The organism is Peribacillus deserti (genome assembly GCF_002863585.1).
In the GTDB taxonomy this organism is placed as follows: domain Bacteria; phylum Bacillota; class Bacilli; order Bacillales; family DSM-1321; genus Paraperibacillus; species Paraperibacillus deserti_A.
Map to the genome: position 1 here is coordinate 18301 of NZ_PGUY01000003.1, position 19926 is coordinate 38226.

The window sequence follows — 19926 nt, forward strand, 5'->3', positions numbered from 1 at the left end:
TTTATGCCAGCAAGAGATTTATCAGTCCTAATGAGCGTTATCCTAATTGTTGCCATGTTGATTATTCCATTTCCTACCTGGCTGTTAAGCTTATTGATCATTATCAACATTTCTCTTGCATTATTGGTGCTGCTCACATCCATGAATATGCAGGAACCGCTTCAATTTTCTATATTTCCATCTCTCTTGCTGTTATTAACATTATTTAGGCTGGGCCTGAATGTTTCTACAACCCGATCGATTTTAAGCACAGGAGAAGGCGGTGGGGTTGTAGAAACATTTGGAACCTTCGTGGTGGGCGGAAATATTATTGTCGGGCTGGTTGTTTTCTTGATTCTGGTCATCATTCAATTTGTTGTCATTACAAAAGGAGCAGAGCGTGTGTCAGAGGTAGCAGCCCGATTTACATTAGACGCGATGCCGGGTAAACAGATGAGTATTGACGCAGACTTGAATGCCGGGATGATTTCCGAGAAAGAAGCCAGAGAAAGACGAGAAAAAGTAAGCCGCGAAGCTGATTTCTATGGAGCTATGGATGGTGCCAGTAAATTCGTTAAGGGCGACGCTATTGCGGGGATCATCATTGTCCTGATCAACCTTATCTTCGGGATTGTAATCGGAATCATGCAGCAGGATATGAGTTTTGCAGAAGCTGGACATCACTTTTCATTGCTGTCCGTTGGGGATGGCATCGTAAGCCAAGTGCCGGCTCTGTTGATTTCTACCGCAACAGGAATCGTTGTAACCCGTGCTGCGTCTGAAGGCAATTTAGGCTCTGATATTTCCTCACAGCTTCTGGCATTTCCCCCTATGCTGTATGTGGCGGGTGGAACAATTGCACTTCTCGGTTTATTTACACCGATAAATGATCTCGTAACTTTGCCGGTTGCTGCGTTCTTAATTATTGGGGGATATATGGCAAATCGAAAGCCTCGGGCAGACGAGGCAGAGCTTCAGGAAATAGAAGAAGAAATTGAAACAGACGAAATGAAAAGTCCTGAAAGTGTCGTCAATCTTCTGAGTGTCGATCCAATCGAGTTTGAGTTCGGCTATGGACTTATCCCTCTGGCTGATACCAATCAGGGAGGAGATTTACTGGATCGGATTGTGATGATCAGGAGACAGCTGGCGATAGAAATGGGACTGGTCATTCCGGTGGTGCGGATCCGGGACAATATACAGCTTAATCCAAACGAATATCGTCTGAAGATTAAGGGAAATGAAATGGCGAGAGGGGAGCTTCTGCTGGATCATTATCTAGCGATGAGCCCGGGCATTGAAGATGATGGCATTGAAGGAATTGATACGATAGAACCTTCCTTCGGTCTCCCGGCGAAATGGATTTCCGATGAAGCCAAGGAACACGCTGAAATGATGGGATATACAGTGGTAGATCCTCCAAGTGTCGTTTCAACACACATTACTGAAGTGATAAAAGCAAATGCACATGAGCTGCTTGGAAGGCAGGAAACAAAACAGCTGATCGATCATTTAAGGGAAAGTTCGCCGATTTTAGTCGAAGAAGTAACGCCAAACCCGCTTACAATCGGTGAAGTTCAAAAAGTGCTGTCAAAGCTGCTTAGAGAAAAAGTATCGATTAGGAACCTGCCGATCATTTTTGAAACATTGGCAGATTTCGGCAAGCTTTCTACAGACACAGATCTTTTAACGGAGTATGTCAGACAGGCTCTGGCCAGACAGATCACAAGTCAATATACAGTACCGAATGAAAGCATGAAGGTCATCACCTTATCAGGCAGAGTGGAAAAGCTGGTCGCTGAAGGTGTACAACAAACCGAGCATGGGAATTACCTAAGTCTCGATCCGGAAGTTTCGCAGGCCATTTTAGAATCCATAGCCAATAAACTCGAAGAATCGTCTCTGATGGAGCAGACCCCGATTGTCTTATGCTCCCCTGCGGTCAGGATGTATATCCGGCAGTTATCCGAAAGGTATTTTCCGCAAGTTCCCATACTTTCATACAATGAACTAGAAGCAAACGTTGAAGTACAAAGTGTAGGGGTGGTGAACGTAGAATGAAAGTGAAAAAATATGTGGCGCCGACAATGGCACAGGCAATGAATGAAATCAGAAGTGAACTGGGAAATGATGCCGTCATTCTAAATTCAAAAGTGATACATTCAGGCGGTTTTATGGGCCTGTTCAAAAAAAGGAATTTTGAGGTAGTGGCAGCCATCGACCCGATGGCTGCCAGGCCCCAGAAACCTTTAGTGAAAGAAAAACCGAGAAAAGCAATCGTTAAAAAGGAAAAAAAACCCGAGCAAAACAACATTGAACCTGCTGAGAAGATAAGCAGGCTGCACAATGAAACGCCGCCATTTCCTGCAAAAGTCATGCATGAAATCTCTCAGCTTAAACAGATGCTTTCCGGGTTATCTCAAGATAACGCTCTGTTAAAAGAGAGTCTTCCTGAACCGATTCGACTTATCGATATTCATCTTCAAAAAATCGATGTGGATCTTAAGGTCCGGCAGGCGCTGGTCCATAAGCTGCTGGAGAAATGGTACTCCAGCCAGGGAAAGGCAGCAGTCAGCGACGTCAAGAGCTGGGCCAGGGAAGAGCTTAAACAGCAGCTTGCAGCCATCAGGCTCCCTAAGCGGGTCTTTACGAAAAAATTTATTAATGTTGTGGGTCCAACAGGAGTAGGTAAAACGACCACTCTAGCGAAGATAGCGTCAGAAATTGTGCTGAAGCAGCAAAAAAAAATCGCTTTTATCACGACAGACACCTACCGGATCGGAGCTATCGAACAGCTCAAAACGTACGCGCAAATATTGGGTGTTCCGCTGGAGGTTGCCTACAATGCGGAAGACTTTAGCCGGGCATCCAAAAGGTTCGCCGAATATGACCATATTTTTGTCGATACAGCCGGACGGAATTTTCGCAATCAGTCATATGTCCAGGATTTAAAGGGAGTAATTCAATTCCAGGAAGAGATGGAAACCTATTTAGTATTGTCCCTGACTTCGCGGCAATCTGATATGGAAGATATTTTCCGCCAGTTTTCCATCCTTCCAATTAACGGATTTATTTTTACAAAAGCTGATGAAACCGCGTGTCATGGGGCGATGCTCAATGTGATGCTGGAGCACCAAATGGGTGCGGCGTTTCTTGCTTCAGGCCAGAATGTTCCAGATGACATTGAAGAAGCGACTCCTGACACTATTATAAAAACATTATTTGGGGATATGAAACATGAAGGATCAAGCTGAAGTATTACGGCACAGATTAGACAAGCTGAGGACAAAAAAGCACACAAAAGCCATCTCCGTGATCAGCGGGAAGGGCGGTGTAGGTAAATCCAACTTCTCCTTGAATTTTGCCATTGCCCTTTCGCAAAAGGGGAAGTCTGTCCTTGTGTTTGATATGGATATCGGGATGGGCAATATAGATATTCTTATGGGAAGTACATCTTCAAAGAATATCGTCCATTTTTTTGAAGGGAGCCTGCCGCTCGAAGAGGTGATTTCCAAAGGGCCGGCGGATATTTCGTATATTGCGGGCGGCACCGGGTTACCAACTATCTTTCAGATGGCACCTGAAATGGTCGATCAATTTTTCAAAGAGTTTGAAAGAATCATGGAAGATTACGATTATATTATTTTTGACATGGGTGCAGGAATTTCGGAAGATACCGTCCCTTTTCTTCTAGCGGGGGACGAGATCTTTGTTATTACCACTCCTGAGCCGACTTCAGTAACCGATGCATATGCAGCCATTAAATATCTGGCATTACAGCAGCAGTCTATTCCTTTTTTTCTTATATGCAATAAAGCAGGAGATGAGAAGGAAGGAAAGCTGACATTAAACAGGCTGCAGAACGTGGTTAGACAATTTTTGAAGCTTGAGATGAATGTGCTGGGAGTTCTGCCCGATGACAAAATAGTCTCGAAGTCAGTGATCAGACAGACGCCTTTTATTATAAACAGCCCTTCTTCAAAGATTTCGACAGCATTGAATATATTAATTTCTTCATATTTGTCAAACGAATATCCAGAAGTGCCTTTAGAATCAATCAAAGGCTTTGTCAGCCGCCTTCGACAGTTTGTGTTCGGGAGGAAGGAAAGCCCATGGAAACAATAAAAGTCCTCGTGGTCGATGATTCCGCTTTTATGAGGAAATTGATTACAGGATTCTTATCAGAACATGCCAGGATTGAGGTAGCGGGAACAGCAAGGAATGGGAAAGATGCCATTGAGAAAGTCAAAGCTCTAAGGCCCGACGTTGTAACCCTGGATATTGAAATGCCTGTGATGAATGGCTTGGAAGCACTTGAAAACATAATGAAGGAAAAGCCTGTACCCTGCATTATGCTCTCAAGCACAACCGTGGAAGGAGCTGAAAACACACTGCATGCCATTTCTTTAGGTGCGTTTGATTTTGTTCCTAAGCCATCCGGTGCTATTTCTCTCGATTTACATAAAATCAAAGAATCATTGATTGGGAAGGTTCTGGCTGCAGGAAGCATCAATACGGAATTGTTAAGCAGGCAGACCGACAGGATTAAAGAGACAAGTTTAATTAAAGCGGCTGGGGACAACTCTTTGAAAAGAGACACCAGGCAAAAGTCTGTGCCCGGGAAAAAAATCATTTGTATCGGTACCTCCACCGGCGGGCCGGGAGCCCTTCAAAATGTATTATGCAGAATGACTGCAGATTTGGATGCCCCCATTCTGATCGTTCAGCATATGCCAGAAGGATTTACGAAGTCGCTGGCAAGGCGTTTGGATACTCTGTCTGACATTCATGTAAAGGAAGCCGAAGAAGGAGATATCCTTCAAAACGGTACTGCGTACATTGCGCCGGGGGGCTCCCATCTGAGAGTAAAAAAGGCAGGGGATCACCTGGCCGTTTCTCTTAGCAGAGATGCAGTCCGAAACGGTCACAGGCCATCTGTTGATGTGATGTTCGAATCTGCCGCCGAACTTGAAGATTATATGAAAATAGCGGTCATTATGACAGGAATGGGAAATGATGGATCACATGGACTTTTAGCCATGAAAAAAACAGGAACCACCAAAGCAATCGCCGAATCGGAGGGCACTTCCGTAGTATATGGAATGCCGAAAGCCGCCATTGCAACCCGATGTGTTGATGCAATAGAAGATGTAAACAACATTGCACAGGCCATACAAAAATTATTGTGAAAGTTGAAGGATGTGTAGATTATGGATATGAGTCAGTATCTTGAGGTTTTTATCGAGGAAAGTAAAGAACACCTTCAGACCTGCAGTGAACAATTATTGGAGCTGGAAAAGAATCCAGAAGACTTGGCCATCGTTAATGAAATATTCCGTTCAGCCCATACATTAAAAGGGATGTCCGCCACTATGGGGTACGAAGACTTAGCTAATCTAACTCACAAGATGGAAAATGTCCTGGATGGCATTCGTAATGAAAAAATCAGGGTGTCTACAGAAATCCTCGATGTAGTGTTTCAGGCGGTGGACGATCTGGAAGCCATGGTGTTTTCCATATCGGACGGTGGAGACGGCAAAAGAAACATTTCAGAGGTAGTTAACAAGCTGATGCTGATCGAAAAAGGAGAACCTCTGACAGAGGCACTCGCAAAGCAGGAGATGTCGGCTGCTTCAGCACCTGAAATGCAGGAAGGTACGTTACTGATTTCGTATGATGAGTTTGAGCTGACTGTTCTCCAGCAGTCTAGGGAACAAGGCTTTGACAGCTATGAAGTGACTGTGCAGATCCGGGAGGACTGTCTTTTAAAAGCGGTAAGAGTGTTCATGGTCTTCGAAGTCTTAGAAAAGGCTGGGGAAGTGATTAAATCAACCCCTTCTGCTGAAAAATTGGAAGAAGAACAATTTGACCGGGAATTTATTGTCACATTGATTACAAAAGAAAGTGCTGAAGACATCTGCAAAAAAGTGATGAAGGTGTCTGAAGTTGAGCATGCAGAATGCCGGCCCGTCATCCTGGAACAAAATGAAAACCAGCCTGAAAACGATTCAGGAAATGTTCCTGACGAAGAGAAAGCAGATGACATAAAGACTGAAGAAAAGAAAAAAGTGGCACCAGGCACGAGGCCTGCAGGCACTGGAAATAAAACGATCCGGGTAAATATTGAGCGCCTGGACAGTTTGATGAACTTATTTGAAGAACTGGTAATCGACCGCGGCAGGCTTGAACAAATCTCAAGAGAAGTGAACAACCAGGAATTAAATGAAACGGTTGAGAGAATGTCGCGGATTTCCGGCGATCTTCAAAATATCATCCTGAATATGAGGATGGTTCCAGTAGACACGGTGTTTAACCGTTTTCCAAAAATGGTGCGCCAGCTTGCTAGAGACCTGAATAAAAATATTAACCTGGAAATTATCGGAGCGGAAACAGAATTGGACCGGACTGTTATAGATGAAATTGGGGATCCGCTGGTCCATCTGTTGAGAAATGCCCTTGATCATGGAATTGAAATGCCTTCTGTACGGAGGGGAAAAGGCAAAAGCGAAGAAGGAAAAGTGACCCTGAAAGCGTATCATAGCGGCAACTATGTGTTCATTGAAATCGAAGACGACGGTGCAGGCATGAACAGGGAAAAAATCCTGCGTAAAGCGATTGAAAAAGGAATTCTGTCCGAACAGGCTTCTGAAACCATGACCGATAAACAGGTGTACAACTTAATCTTTGCTTCAGGCTTCTCAACAGCTGACCAAATTTCAGATATTTCCGGCCGCGGGGTCGGGCTGGATGTGGTAAGAAATACGATCGAGTCCCTGGGCGGTGCTGTGTCAATCGATTCGCAGGAAGGAAAAGGATCTGTTTTCTCCATACAGCTTCCGCTTACACTTTCTATCATATCGGTCATGCTGATTGAAATACAGAAAGAGAAATATGCAATTCCACTCTCTTCTATTATAGAGACAGCCATTATTAAAAAATCTGAAGTGCTGAATGCACACAGCCAAAAGGTCATTGATTTCAGGGGCAGAGTTGTGCCTTTAGTTTTTCTGAAAGAAGTTCTTGAAGTCCCGCAGATGTTTGAAGAAGATGAATTTTATTCATTGGTTATGGTCCGAAAAGGAGATAAAATGGCTGGGCTTGTAGTGGACCGGTTCATTGGCCAGCAAGAGATTGTCCTAAAAGCACTAGGCAGCTATCTGCAATCAGCCTTTGCCATTTCAGGTGCCACCATTTTGGGCGACGGACAGGTAGCCTTGATTATTGACTGCAATGCTCTTATAAAATAATGAATTTTTATAGATTATGGTTAGGAGAATGATAGGTATGGCCGAATCAGCAGCACTCAGTACAGCTTCTGAACTAAAAGTGATTATATTTCAGCTGGTAGACAAGGAATATGCGCTCCCTGTTAGTCAGGTGAGATCGATTGAAAAGCTTCAGCATATTACGCGTGTCCCAAAAACCCCCCACTTCGTTAAAGGAGTATTGAATCTCCGCGGAGTTGTTACGCCGATAATAGACCTTCGTCTGCGGTTTGGGCTTGAACAGGAGCCATATTCAGACAGTACCAGAATTATTATTGCGGCAGCCCAGGAATCTGAAGTCGGATTAATCGTGGATGCGGCTAATGATGTACTTGATATTCAAGCGGAATCCATTGAACCCCAGCCGGAGGTAGCTGGTACGATCGATGAAGAATATATAGAAGGAATTGTGAAGATCGATAAACGGCTTTTTATTTTATTGAATTTAGATAAAGTCTTAAATCCAGAGGAACTGAACAATACTTCTGGAAAAGAAGGCTGATCATGAGTTTTATTCATCATATCACTCATTTACAATTAGATAGTTTAAAAGAAATCGGCAATATTGGGGCGGGAAATGCTGCCACCGCTTTATCCAGGCTTTTGAACAAGAAAGTGGATATGAAAGTACCCGACGTCAGAATCGTCTCTTTTGATGAGATGATGGAAATGGCTGGCGGAACAGAGACCGTTGTGGCCATCGTTTTTTTTAGAATTGAAGGTGATGCACCCGGCAGCATGTTTTTCCTTCTGCCGCTAAAACAGGCATCAAGCTTTATTTCTCAATTAACTGGAGAAGAAACAAACATTGGAGACCAGCCTTACTTTTCGGAGCTGGCCAGCTCCGCTCTTAAAGAGCTGAGCAACATCCTCGCAGGGTCATACTTATCGGCACTATCCGATTTTACCCATTTAAATATCTATCCATCGATACCTTATTTGGCAGTGGATATGGCTGGGGCGGTCATAAGCCAGGGATTGATAGAGATTTCACATGCAGGCGACTATGCCATTGTGATCAATACAGCTTTACATGAAGAAGATGGCAAGAGCAGGAATAATATGGACGGCCAGTTTTATCTCATTCCAGATCCCGAATCCTTTGAGATTATATTTAAAGCATTAGGAGTTAACGAGAATGGCAGCTGCTGAGATAAGCAACATTATAAAAGTCGGAATTGCTGATATGAATATAGTAAAGTCCCCCGGTTTCATCCGAACGTCAGGTCTCGGCTCCTGTGTGGGTGTTGTAATTTATGATTTGAATAAAGAAATAGCCGGACTTGCCCATGTCATGCTGCCGGATTCCTCCCTCTCAAAAGGGGAATCCATCAATAAGGCTAAATATGCCGATACGGCTGTCCCGGAATTACTGGAACTGCTCAAACAGGCAGGGGCATGTCCTGCACTATTAAAGGCTAAGCTTGCAGGCGGCGCTCAAATGTTCCAGTTTTCGAACGGAAATGAATTGCTGCGGATTGGTCCGCGGAATGTAGAGGCGGTCAAACAGCAATTAGAACGACTCCAAATCCCGGTGCTGAGTGAAGATACTGGAGGTAACAGCGGGAGGACGATCGAGTTTGATCCAAAACAAGGTATTTTGAATATCAGGACAGTGAATAAGGGAGTCATGGATATATAGGATCATTGACGCCTCTTCGGCCTTTATTCATGAAAATTCAGATGAAAATATTCCTATTTTACTAGTTTCTAGGGGGCAAAAGCTCTTATTAAACGAAAATGGTACTGATATAATATCAGTTGTTCAGTTCAAAAAATGTATTCAACGATACTGTGAGGAGGAGTTCCATGTCTCAAACGACTACTGGAGAAGAGCAGCTGCAATGGAAAAAGTGGACAGACTGCCGTGATCCCCAAGCAGGAGACGCTCTTGTAAAAAAGTACATGCCTTTAGTGTCCTACCATGTACAGCGGATCTCTGTTACGCTGCCTAAAAGCGTGAGCAGAGATGATATACGCAGTCTGGGAATGGTAGGTTTATTTGATGCATTGGAGCGATTTGATCCGAGCAGGGACTTAAAATTCGACACTTACGCTTCTTTTAGAATAAGAGGCGCCATAATAGACGGCCTGCGGAAAGAAGACTGGCTTCCACGCAGCTCAAGAGAAAAAGCGAAGAAAATAGAAGCGGCAATAGAAAATTTAGAACAACGATACATGCGTGCGGTCACACCAGCTGAAATAGCCATGGAGCTGCAGCTGACCGAAAATGAAGTTTCATCGGCAATCAATGAAAACTTTTTTTCTAATATTTTGTCTATGGATGAATCGCCGCAGGAGCATGAAGAAAAAGATAGCAAGCTGGTGCTGAAGGATGAAAGAGCACTTCAGCCGGAGGAACAGCTTTTAAAGGAAGAATTATACTCAGAGCTTGCTAAGGTTATTTCCATGTTAAATGAAAAAGAACAGCTTGTTTTACAATTATTTTATAAAGAAGAGCTGACATTGACTGAAATTGGACAGGTAATGGAACTTTCCACCTCCAGAATTTCGCAAATCCATTCGAAAGCGATCTTTAAATTGAAATCTACGTTATCAAAGGCTATGTAGCAGGAATGGGATATTTATTAATGGCTCTTTTCTAAAAGATTGTTGTTTTCTAATAATTTTTGTTACGTCACCCTGTTGTTCAGTCAGGTCGAATGGAGCGTAAGGTGCGAGACTCCTGCGGGAGCTGCGGGACAGGTGAGATCCCGCAGGCGAAGACGAGGAGGCTCACTTATTAATAGAGTTCCGGTTTATTAAGAGAGCCCTGGACGTCATGCAAAAAGGGAAGCGGGATCAAGGAAAGGATTCGATGTTTGTGAGCTTGAAAGCTATTGAAATGCAAATCGCCCTGCCGCGAACCCAGGAAACAGGGAAACTTCATGAACAGCTTCAGCAGAGAGGACAGCTCCAAAACGATCTTGCTTCCTTTGAGGTACAAAAGGAAGATAGACGCAAAACAAATACAGTCACCAGAAAAAATCAGAAGGAAAAGCTGCACCTTACGGATGATCAAATATCAAGGGAAGTTCTTGCAGAGTCAGAAAAAGAAAATCCTCAAGCGGTCGAACCATCAGCCCCCCATCCGTTCAAGGGAAACTTTGTTGACTTTTCCGGTTAGTGAGGATCGATGACAGCATTTCTATTAATCGTCAGTTTCATATTAAATATCATTGCACTGCTCGGAATTATCATTTTATATACACGACAGAACCGAATGCTTCAATTTGAAAAAAATCAAAGAGAGGCAGTGAAAGAAATGGAAACCATCCTTTCGTCATTTGCAGCGGAAATGAAGGAGGATCACGAAAACCTTTTGGCCAGCCTTCCCACAGGTAAGGCAGCAAAAAAAGAAAAGGGGAACACCCCTGAGCCCCTGCCAGCAGGAAGTCCAGTAAATAGCGGAAATAAATCAGGGCGTTCACTGCCGCCGTCCGGCCAGCCCTATAAGAAAGGCAAGAAAAAGGCAATCACTTCCTATAAAGACTCGAAGCCACCAGATGAGTTCGGAGGAGCAGAAAGTTTAATCAATCAGCTTCCCGGTGATATTGTTGAAATATCCAGCGCATCATCACAAGAAAGTGCCAAATCAGGCAATAGTTTCAAGGCACATTTTAATAAACAGCTGGACGGGCAGGCAGGCGCTGAGCAGCTCTATGTAAATTCGATCCTGCATCAGGCATTAGAATTAAAAAAATCCGGACTTTCTAATGAACAGATCGCTAAGAAATTACAAAAAGGAAAAACTGAAATCGATCTTTTATTAAAAATCAGAAGTTAATACATGAAAATGCTTGAATGTCTCAACTGAATATGCTATATTAGTCAACGGTGTTAATACACACGTTCAGGGATTCGGGCATTTGGTGCTGTAAAACAGTTAATGCCTGGAGATGATTAGGACGGAGGAAATAAAAACCATTAGGAGGAAACAAAACATGTCAGTAATTTCTATGAAGCAATTACTTGAAGCTGGTGTACACTTCGGTCACCAGACTCGCCGCTGGAACCCAAAAATGAAGAAATATATCTTCACTGAGCGTAACGGCATCTATATCATTGACCTGCAAAAAACAGTTAAGAAGGTAGAAGAAGCTTATAACTTCGTAAGAGAAGTTGCTGCAAACGGCGGAACTATCCTTTTCGTAGGTACTAAAAAGCAAGCACAAGAATCTGTTAAAGAAGAGGCTGCTCGCGCAGGTATGTACTATGTTAACCAACGCTGGTTAGGTGGTACATTAACTAACTTCGAAACAATTCAAAAACGTATTACTCGTCTTAAGCAAATCGAAAAGATGGAACAAGACGGTACATTTGAAGTGCTTCCTAAAAAAGAAGTTATCCAACTTAAAAAAGAATGGGATCGCCTTGAAAAATTCCTAGGCGGTATTAAAGATATGAAGAGTATTCCTGATGCAATCTTCATCATCGATCCTCGTAAAGAGCGTATCGCTGTTGCAGAAGCACACAAGTTGAACATCCCGCTTGTAGGTATCGTTGATACTAACTGTGATCCGGATGAGATCGACTATGTAATCCCTGCAAACGATGATGCAATCCGTGCTGTTAAACTTCTAACTGGTAAAATGGCTGACGCTATCCTTGAAGTTAAACAAAGCGAAGAACAAACAGAAACAACAACTGCTTAATGTAGCAAAAGGTGATAAGAGGATAAGGCCTTTTATCACCTTTTTTTAAGAAGATGTTAAAGCTCATTTTTAATTTGAGCACCATGTTGATTGGAATGGAAATCGACAGACAAGTTTAACAAACCTTATAGAAAACCGCTGTCTCTGCAAAAATCTTTTGTAAAAAAAGGATGTTACGGGACACTATGTAAGGGACCAAACGATTTTACATATATTTAAAGGAGGAGTTTTACAATGGCAGTAACTGCTCAAATGGTTAAAGAACTTCGTGAAAAAACAGGCGCAGGTATGATGGACTGCAAAAAAGCATTGACTGAAACAAACGGTGACATGGAGGCAGCAATCGACTTCCTACGTGAAAAAGGAATGGCAAGCGCTGCTAAGAAAGCTGACCGTATCGCTGCTGAAGGATCTACTTATATCCTGACAGAAGGTAACGAAGCAGTCATTCTTGAAGTTAACTCAGAAACTGACTTTGTTGCGAAAAACGAAGGTTTCCAAGTACTTGTTAAAGAACTTGCTTCACACCTATTAAACAACAAGCCTGCATCTGTTGAAGAAGCTCTTGAGCAAACAATGGAAAACGGCGCTACTGTTGCTGAACATATCAATGCTGCAATTTCTAAAATTGGAGAAAAACTTACTCTTCGCCGTTTCGAAGTAAAAACAAAAACCGAAGCTGATGCTTTTGGTGCTTACCTTCACATGGGCGGCCGTATCGGTGTTCTAACAGTTCTTGAAGGAACTACTGATGAAGAAGCTGCTAAAGATGTTTCTATGCACATTGCAGCTTTAAGACCTCTTTATGTTTCTCGTGACCAGGTTACTTCTGATGAAATTGAACGTGAGCGCAAAGTATTGACTGAGCAGGCTCTTAACGAAGGCAAACCAGAAAAGATCGTTGAAAAAATGGTTGAAGGCCGCATCAATAAATTCTATGAAGAAATTTGTGTAAATGACCAGAGTTTCGTAAAAAATCCTGACGTAAAAGTTGGAAAATTTGTTGAATCTAAAGGCGGTAAAATCGCAAGCTTCGTACGTTATGAAGTTGGCGAAGGCATCGAAAAACGCCAAGATAACTTTGCTGAAGAAGTAATGAGCCAAGTTAAAAAAGACTAATTTTCTTTTGATATGTGAGAATATAAAAATAGGGGACACCTTGTGTTCCCTTTTTTTAAAATCATCGCAGCAGGTTGAACAAGGAATCAGATTTTTACATAGTTGGAGGTTTATATGAGCAGCGCAAAATATAATCGTGTCGTATTAAAACTTAGCGGTGAAGCCTTAGCGGGAAATCTAGGATTTGGACTGGATCCTGCAGTTATCAAATCTGTTTCAGAGCAGGTAAAGGAAGTAGCAGAGCTTGGAGTAGAGGTAGCAGTTGTTGTTGGCGGAGGAAATATCTGGCGCGGCAAAGTAGGCAGCGAAATGGGCATGGACCGTGCAACTGCTGACTACATGGGAATGCTGGCAACAGTTATGAACTCACTTGCCCTGCAGGACAGCCTCGAACAACAGGGAATTGAAACAAGGGTTCAAACATCCATAGAAATGAGACAGGTAGCAGAACCTTATATCAGAAGACGTGCTATCAGACACTTAGAAAAGAAACGAGTAGTCATTTTTGCTGCTGGAACCGGCAATCCGTATTTTTCAACAGACACAACTGCTGCATTAAGAGCTGCTGAAATAGAAGCCGAAGTGATTTTAATGGGTAAGAATAATGTGGATGGTGTATATAGTGCAGATCCGCTTAAAAATCCAAATGCAATAAAATATGATGAGCTTTCCTACCTGGATGTACTAAAAGAAGGACTTGCTGTTATGGACTCTACTGCTTCATCTTTATGCATGGATAATGACATACCACTTATCGTGTTCTCTATCATGGAAAAAGGAAATATTAAACGTGCCGTAATGGGCGAAACAATCGGTACCATTGTAAGGGGGAAATAAACAATGCCAAAACAAGTAACCGCAAATGCAAAAGATCGTATGGATAAAGCAATCGGTGCTTACAGCCGTGTGCTGGCAAGTATTCGTGCCGGCCGTGCTAATGCTTCACTTCTTGACAGAATAACAGTGGATTACTATGGTGCACCAACACCGATAAACCAGGTTGCGGGAATTTCTGTTCCTGAGGCTCGTCTTCTAGTTATTCAGCCTTATGACAAGACTGTCTTATCAGAAATTGAAAAGGCCATCTTGAAATCGGATCTGGGTCTAAACCCTACGAATGACGGCTCTGTTATCCGCCTGGCTATCCCAGCGCTTACTGAAGAAAGACGTAAGGATCTGGTTAAGCAGGTTAGAAAAGAGTCTGAAGAAGCAAAAATCGCAGTCAGAAATGTACGGCGTGATGCGAATGATGATCTGAAGAAGCTTGAGAAAAACGGTGAAATTACAGAAGATGATCTTCGCAGATATTCTGATGAAATCCAGAAGACAACCGATTCTTATATCGCGAAAGTGGATTCAATTACCAAAGATAAAGAAAAAGAGATCTTAGAGGTATAATTTAATAAGATTACATGCCCCTGCCAGAGGGGATTTTTTTTTATCCGGACCCTATTCATAGTATTTGATGCCGAGAGAAAGGTTCTAACGCTCCAGCACGGGTGTATAAATAAAGTAATCTGCTGATAAATTTTCATGCGCAGCCACAGAATAAATTTCGGGCGGCTCGCTGCCTTTTCGGGAAAAGTGATTTTTAAAATATAACAATTCCGCAGCCGTGCGGGTTTGCTGGCCATTTCTCATTAATAATAGGAGATTGCTGCTTTTTTTGTTATTATTAAATAGATTCATTTTTAACATCAATACATATTGAAATTACTCTGTCCGAATCTTATTTAGAGTTAATTCAGGTGGGGGATACATGTTATGGAAATCTTGAAACGCTGGAAAAATAAAAGCGGCTCAAACAATGTAACGGATAAAATAAATGAAGCAAAAAGAAATCCAATACCGGAGCATATTGCAATCATCATGGATGGCAATGGCCGCTGGGCCAAGAAACGTTCTCTGCCCCGGATTGCAGGCCATCATGAAGGCATGAAGGTTGTAAAAAAGATTACCAAGCTTGCAAGCCAGCTGGGTGTCAAGACACTGACTGTCTATGCATTCTCGACTGAGAATTGGAAAAGGCCTCAGACAGAAGTAGAATTTCTCATGAAACTGCCACAGGAATTCTTAGGTACATTTCTGCCTGAACTGATCGAAGAAAACGTTAAAGTCCAAATGATGGGGGAAAAAGAAGCCCTCCCGCAGCATACTTTAAACTCTGTAGAAAAAGCCATTACAGAAACAAGCCAAAATACGGGCATGATCTTGAACTTTGCCCTCAATTACGGCAGCCGTGCAGAAATCCTGCATGCCATGAAAAAGGTCTTAATAGATGCGAAAAGTGGTATAATAGATGAAAATCAGGTCAACGAGGAACTCTTCTCCAGCTACTTAATGACAGACGGACTCAAGGATCCAGACCTGCTCATCCGTACCAGCGGGGAAATCCGCCTAAGCAACTTCATGCTGTGGCAATTAGCATACACAGAATTCTGGTTTACCGATGTCTATTGGCCCGACTTTAGCGAAGAGCACCTGCTGGAAGCAATAACAGACTTCCAGAAAAGGTCCAGGAGGTACGGCGGGGTTTAAACAGGGTTTCTGCGCAGATTCATTCAGTTTTGATGCAGTATGCCTTTTAATTAGATGGCTCCGAGAGGTGTATGTTGGTAAAATCAATGAATTTTCGCCATTACCTCTTGCCATATCGCTTTTTTGAAGTACTTATAGGGCAGACTGCGATTTATGAGGGGTAATTCGGTTTTTATGTGGGGAAAACAAGATTTTATGTGGCGAAAATCGGTTTTTATGAGGGGTAAACCGGATTTTATGTGGCAAAATCTAATTTTATGTATGAGCATCCCTTTTTATGTGGATTTACCTGATATATTGTGAAGGTCTGCGGACGCAGGTCAGGACGGCCTTGCCAAAGGACGTGGCGGTCTTAGCCATTCATCCTTAAACAGGCGCTTCCGCTTTTCTATTTGTCCAGCTCCGGTATCCTGCCCCTCCCGACACAAGCCAATCAGTCCATGAGAAGAAAATCACTTCTCACCGCCCGCTTGTCTTGTGCAATTCGGAGGCCTGCGGACGCAGGTCAGAACGGCGTTGCCACAGGACGTGGCGATCTTAGCCGTTCAATCTTAAAGTGCGGATACCTGCGCTTTTCTTTGATTGTCCAGCTGCAGCGCCTAGCCCCTCGAGTCATAAGCTGATCAGTCCATGGAAAGGAAAACCGCTTTCCACGGCCTGCTCATCTTATGCTTGTCGGAGGCCTGCGGACGCAGGTCAGGACGGCGTTGCCACAGGACGTGGCGGTCTTAGCCGGTCATCCTTAAACAGGCGCTTCCGCTTTTCTATTTGTCCAGCTCCGGTATCCTGCCCCTCCCGACACAAGCCAATCGGTCCATGAGAAGAAAATCACTTCTCACGGCCCGCTTGTCTTGTGCAATTCGGGGCAAAACGCGGATACCTGCGCTTTTCTTTGATGTCCAGCTGCAGCGCCTAGCCCCTCGAGTCATAAGCTGATCAGTCCATGGAAAGGAAAACCGCTTTCCACGGCCTGCTCATCTTATGCTGTTCGGGGCTGCCCAAGGCGCTTCCGCTTTTCTATGAAGGTGAGGAATTTTAATTTTATGAGACAGAGAATTATTACTGGAATAATTGCTGCTGCAGTTTTTTTGCCGCTTGTTATAATGGGTGGAGTTCCCTTGATGGCTACGGCTTATCTCTTGGGAACGATTGGTTTGTATGAGTTGCTTAAGATGAGGAAGATGCCTTTGGCGAGCCTGCCTTCTGTGCTGTCTTATGTTGCATTGTGGCTGGTGCTGATGCCAAGGTCTGCTTTTAATAATCTTACAAATGATACGTATACAAAACTTGAAGTTGTTTTGTTACTGGTACTTGTGTTGTTAACGTATACGGTATTATCTAAGAATAAGTATACCTATGATGACGCTGGATTTATGATCATTTCTGTTTTATATGTGGGGATGGGCTTTTATTATTTTTATCAGACACGCGGTATGGATAATGGGCTGACCTATATATTCTTTACCCTATTTATTATCTGGGCCACCGATTCAGGCGCTTATTTTGTCGGACGAGCCATGGGGAAACGAAAGCTTTGGCCTGATATCAGCCCGAATAAGACAATAGAAGGTGCAGTAGGCGGAATTATTTGCGGCTTGCTGGTTGCCGTTATTTTCTTCTTGTTTACCAACATAACTGATCCATTATGGAAGCTTGCTGCCATCTCTATTTTCATCTCTATTTTTGGCCAGATTGGCGATTTGGTCCAGTCTGCCTATAAAAGGCTATATGGAATCAAGGATTCCGGAAATATCCTTCCAGGCCACGGCGGCATATTAGACCGCCTGGACAGCTTGATCTTTGTATTGCCTATTCTTCATCTGCTTCATTTACTTTAAGTAATGCTTGTTTCAAAGTGTAGGAGTTGAAATTGTTGAAGTATATCAGTCTTTTAGGAGCGACTGGTTCTATTGGGACCCAGACTCTGGATATTATCCGCTCCCACCCAGAGCAATTTAAGCTTGCAGCTATGTCTGCAGGGAGAAACCTCGATCTGACCAGAAAATTTATTGGAGAATTTAAGCCTGAGCTTGTTTCCGTACAAGATAAAGAAGATTGTACCGTATTAAGGCAGGAATACTCACATTTGAACATACAATTTATATATGGGGAAGAAGGCCTTGTAGAAACAGCTTGTTATCCTAAAGCAGACATTGTTGTCAATGCAGTAATTGGCAGTGTCGGTCTATATCCTACCCTTCAGGCCATTGAGGCTAAAAAAGATATTGCCATTGCCAATAAGGAGACTCTTGTAACCGCAGGGCACCTGGTCATGAAGGCGGCGGAAGACAATAACGTCAAGCTTCTTCCTGTAGATAGTGAGCATTCTGCTATTTTTCAGGCACTACAAGGTGAAAATGATAAAAATATTGAAAATCTCATCATTACTGCCTCAGGTGGCAGCTTCAGGGACCGCACCAGGGATGAACTGAAGGATGTGACTGTTGAAGATGCTTTGAACCATCCGAATTGGTCAATGGGTGCAAAGATCACCATTGATTCGGCGACCATGATGAATAAAGGGCTTGAAGTCATAGAAGCTCATTGGCTTTATCAGATTCCATACGATAAAATTAAGGTGCTTCTCCACCGGGAAAGCATCATCCATTCAATGGTGGAGTTTCATGATTCAAGTATTATGGCTCAGCTTGGTACACCGGATATGAGAGTTCCTATCCAATATGCTCTTACATATCCTGACCGAATTCCTTTTCCTTCTGCGAAGAGGCTGAATCTTGCAGAGTTTGGAAAACTTCATTTTGACGAAATGGACTTCAACCGTTTTCCTTGTTTACGGTTTGCGTATGAGGCGGGGAAAGCCGGCGGTACGATGCCAGCAGTTTTAAACGCAGCCAATGAAGCGGCTGTCGCGAGTTTTCTGGACGGGAAAATCGGATTCTTAGAGATCGAAACAATGATAGAGAAAGCGTTGAGCCGGCATACTGCGATAAGTAATCCAAGTTTGGATATTATTCGGGAAGTAGATGCAGAAGCACGTCAATTTATTCGATCTATTTCATAAAAAAAGAGGTGGTTGAACAAGTGCAAACTTTGCAAACAGTGATTGCGTTCATTTTGATATTTGGAGCTCTCGTGTTTTTCCATGAACTGGGGCATCTCGTTTTTGCGAAAAGAGCTGGTATTCTATGCCGCGAATTCGCTATTGGGATTGGCCCAAAGGTCTTCTCAATGAAACGAAACGAAACTCTTTACACCATCCGTCTGCTTCCAGTCGGCGGCTATGTAAGGATGGCTGGAGAAGATGCGGATACAACAGAGCTTAAACCAGGATACAGGGTTGGTTTGTTGTTTGATCAAGATGGTTTAGTAAATAAAATCATCTTAAATAATAAAGAAAAATACCCGAATATTAAGGTGGTAGAAGTAGAGGCTGCAGACCTCGAACACAAACTTGTCATTGAGGGGTATGAGGACGGCGAGGATCAAGAACTCGAGACATTTAGGGTCCATCCTGAAGCTATGCTTGTTGAAGATGGTGCAGAGAATCAGATTGTCCCGTATGACCGTCAGTTTGGTTCCAAAACATTAGGCCAGAGAACCATGGCTATATTTGCCGGACCGATGATGAATTTTCTGTTGGCAATTGTCCTCTTCTGGATCATAGGTGCATTTCAGGGAATTGTGGTGGATGAACCGAAGCTTGGGGGTTTGACAAAGGACGGTGCAGCCATTTCTTCCGGGCTTAAGAAAGGTGATGCTGTCCAATCAATCGATGGTACTGAAGTGTCCGATTGGATGGATATCCAGGAAGCTATCCAGAAGCATCCGGGAGAAGAAATTGTCTTTATTGTCGATCGCGATGGTAAAACGCTCGAGATTCCTGTAACTCCGAAAGAAATTGAAAGAGAACAGCAAAAAATCGGTGTAATCGGTGTATATCCTCCAGTTGAAAAATCACCGACTAAAGTATTGGCATCCGGCTTTACTGAAACCTACTTTTGGACAAAGCAGATTGGCTCCATGCTGGGTCAGCTGGTAACAGGCCAATTTTCCATTGATGCATTATCCGGTCCTGTAGGGATTTATAAATCTACTGAAGAGGTGGCCAAATCAGGGGTCGTGTATCTGTTAAAGTGGGCTGCTGTTTTAAGTATAAACTTAGGGATTATGAATCTGCTTCCGATACCTGCTTTAGATGGTGGAAGGCTGTTATTCTTCGCGGTTGAAGCCGTACGCGGAAAACCGATTGACCGTCAGAAAGAAGGTATGGTCCATTTTATTGGATTTGCCTTGCTGATGCTTCTTATGCTGGTGGTAACCTGGAATGATATACAGCGTTTCTTCCTATAAGAGATTAAGAAGTTTATGATTTTTCTTAAGGCTATGAAAATGGGAACGGAACGCGAGAC

The 19926-nt window shown here is 43.1% G+C and carries 19 protein-coding genes; all 19 read left to right on the top strand.

Going from position 1 to position 19926, the window contains the following annotated elements; all coding sequences use genetic code 11:
• Positions 1–3 precede the first annotated feature (3 nt).
• The 19 genes from flhA to rseP all read left to right on the top strand — a co-directional run bounded on the left by flhA (position 4) and on the right by rseP (position 19867).
• Positions 4–2040, top strand: a complete 2037-nt coding sequence (gene flhA / locus CUU66_RS01515; protein WP_101639922.1) for a flagellar biosynthesis protein FlhA — start codon at positions 4–6, stop codon at positions 2038–2040.
• On the top strand, positions 2037–3233 hold the full coding sequence (flhF, locus tag CUU66_RS01520) for a flagellar biosynthesis protein FlhF (RefSeq protein ID WP_101639923.1): 1197 nt from the start codon (positions 2037–2039) through the stop codon (positions 3231–3233). Before flhA ends, flhF begins: the two co-directional genes overlap by 4 nt.
• Entirely contained in the window at positions 3217–4104 is an 888-nt protein-coding gene (locus CUU66_RS01525) for a MinD/ParA family protein (RefSeq protein ID WP_101639924.1), read from the top strand. The genes flhF and CUU66_RS01525 overlap by 17 nt, the downstream gene beginning before the upstream one ends.
• Entirely contained in the window at positions 4092–5168 is a 1077-nt protein-coding gene (locus CUU66_RS01530; protein ID WP_101639925.1) for a protein-glutamate methylesterase/protein-glutamine glutaminase, read from the top strand. The genes CUU66_RS01525 and CUU66_RS01530 overlap by 13 nt, the downstream gene beginning before the upstream one ends.
• 21 nt (positions 5169–5189) lie before the next feature.
• On the top strand, positions 5190–7226 hold the full coding sequence (locus CUU66_RS01535; RefSeq protein ID WP_101639926.1) for a chemotaxis protein CheA: 2037 nt from the start codon (positions 5190–5192) through the stop codon (positions 7224–7226).
• Positions 7227–7263: 37 nt separating this feature from the next.
• Positions 7264–7746, top strand: coding sequence for a chemotaxis protein CheW (locus CUU66_RS01540; protein ID WP_101639927.1), 483 nt, complete (start codon positions 7264–7266; stop codon positions 7744–7746).
• A 2-nt stretch (positions 7747–7748) separates the two neighbouring features.
• Entirely contained in the window at positions 7749–8396 is a 648-nt protein-coding gene (locus CUU66_RS01545; RefSeq protein WP_101639928.1) for a chemotaxis protein CheC, read from the top strand.
• Positions 8383–8886: a chemotaxis protein CheD gene (locus tag CUU66_RS01550; RefSeq protein WP_101639929.1), complete on the top strand. Its 504-nt coding sequence runs from the start codon at positions 8383–8385 to the stop codon at positions 8884–8886. The genes CUU66_RS01545 and CUU66_RS01550 overlap by 14 nt, the downstream gene beginning before the upstream one ends.
• 167 nt (positions 8887–9053) lie before the next feature.
• On the top strand, positions 9054–9815 hold the full coding sequence (locus CUU66_RS01555) for a FliA/WhiG family RNA polymerase sigma factor (RefSeq protein ID WP_101639930.1): 762 nt from the start codon (positions 9054–9056) through the stop codon (positions 9813–9815).
• A 211-nt stretch (positions 9816–10026) separates the two neighbouring features.
• Positions 10027–10371, top strand: coding sequence for a hypothetical protein (locus tag CUU66_RS01560; RefSeq protein WP_101639931.1), 345 nt, complete (start codon positions 10027–10029; stop codon positions 10369–10371).
• 9 nt (positions 10372–10380) lie between these two features.
• Positions 10381–11031, top strand: coding sequence for a hypothetical protein (locus CUU66_RS01565; protein WP_101639932.1), 651 nt, complete (start codon positions 10381–10383; stop codon positions 11029–11031).
• 157 nt (positions 11032–11188) lie between these two features.
• Positions 11189–11899, top strand: a complete 711-nt coding sequence (gene rpsB, locus CUU66_RS01570) for a 30S ribosomal protein S2 (RefSeq protein ID WP_101639933.1) — start codon at positions 11189–11191, stop codon at positions 11897–11899.
• Between the two features lie 234 nt (positions 11900–12133).
• Positions 12134–13018: a translation elongation factor Ts gene (tsf, locus tag CUU66_RS01575; protein WP_101639934.1), complete on the top strand. Its 885-nt coding sequence runs from the start codon at positions 12134–12136 to the stop codon at positions 13016–13018.
• A gap of 114 nt (positions 13019–13132) precedes the next feature.
• The gene (gene pyrH, locus CUU66_RS01580) at positions 13133–13855 is read left to right on the top strand and encodes a UMP kinase (protein ID WP_101639935.1); all 723 of its coding nucleotides are present in this window, start codon (positions 13133–13135) and stop codon (positions 13853–13855) included.
• Positions 13856–13858: 3 nt separating this feature from the next.
• Entirely contained in the window at positions 13859–14416 is a 558-nt protein-coding gene (gene frr, locus CUU66_RS01585; RefSeq protein ID WP_101639936.1) for a ribosome recycling factor, read from the top strand.
• Between the two features lie 366 nt (positions 14417–14782).
• Positions 14783–15556, top strand: a complete 774-nt coding sequence (locus CUU66_RS01595; protein ID WP_101639938.1) for an isoprenyl transferase — start codon at positions 14783–14785, stop codon at positions 15554–15556.
• Positions 15557–16599: 1043 nt separating this feature from the next.
• Complete coding sequence (locus tag CUU66_RS01600) at positions 16600–17394, top strand: phosphatidate cytidylyltransferase (RefSeq protein WP_101639939.1); 795 nt, start codon at positions 16600–16602, stop codon at positions 17392–17394.
• Positions 17395–17429: 35 nt separating this feature from the next.
• Positions 17430–18578 carry a 1-deoxy-D-xylulose-5-phosphate reductoisomerase gene (locus tag CUU66_RS01605; RefSeq protein WP_101639940.1) on the top strand — a complete coding sequence of 383 codons (1149 nt, stop codon included), beginning with the start codon at positions 17430–17432 and terminating at the stop codon, positions 18576–18578.
• Between the two features lie 29 nt (positions 18579–18607).
• Complete coding sequence (gene rseP, locus CUU66_RS01610) at positions 18608–19867, top strand: RIP metalloprotease RseP (RefSeq protein WP_101640008.1); 1260 nt, start codon at positions 18608–18610, stop codon at positions 19865–19867.
• Positions 19868–19926: the final 59 nt, after the last annotated feature.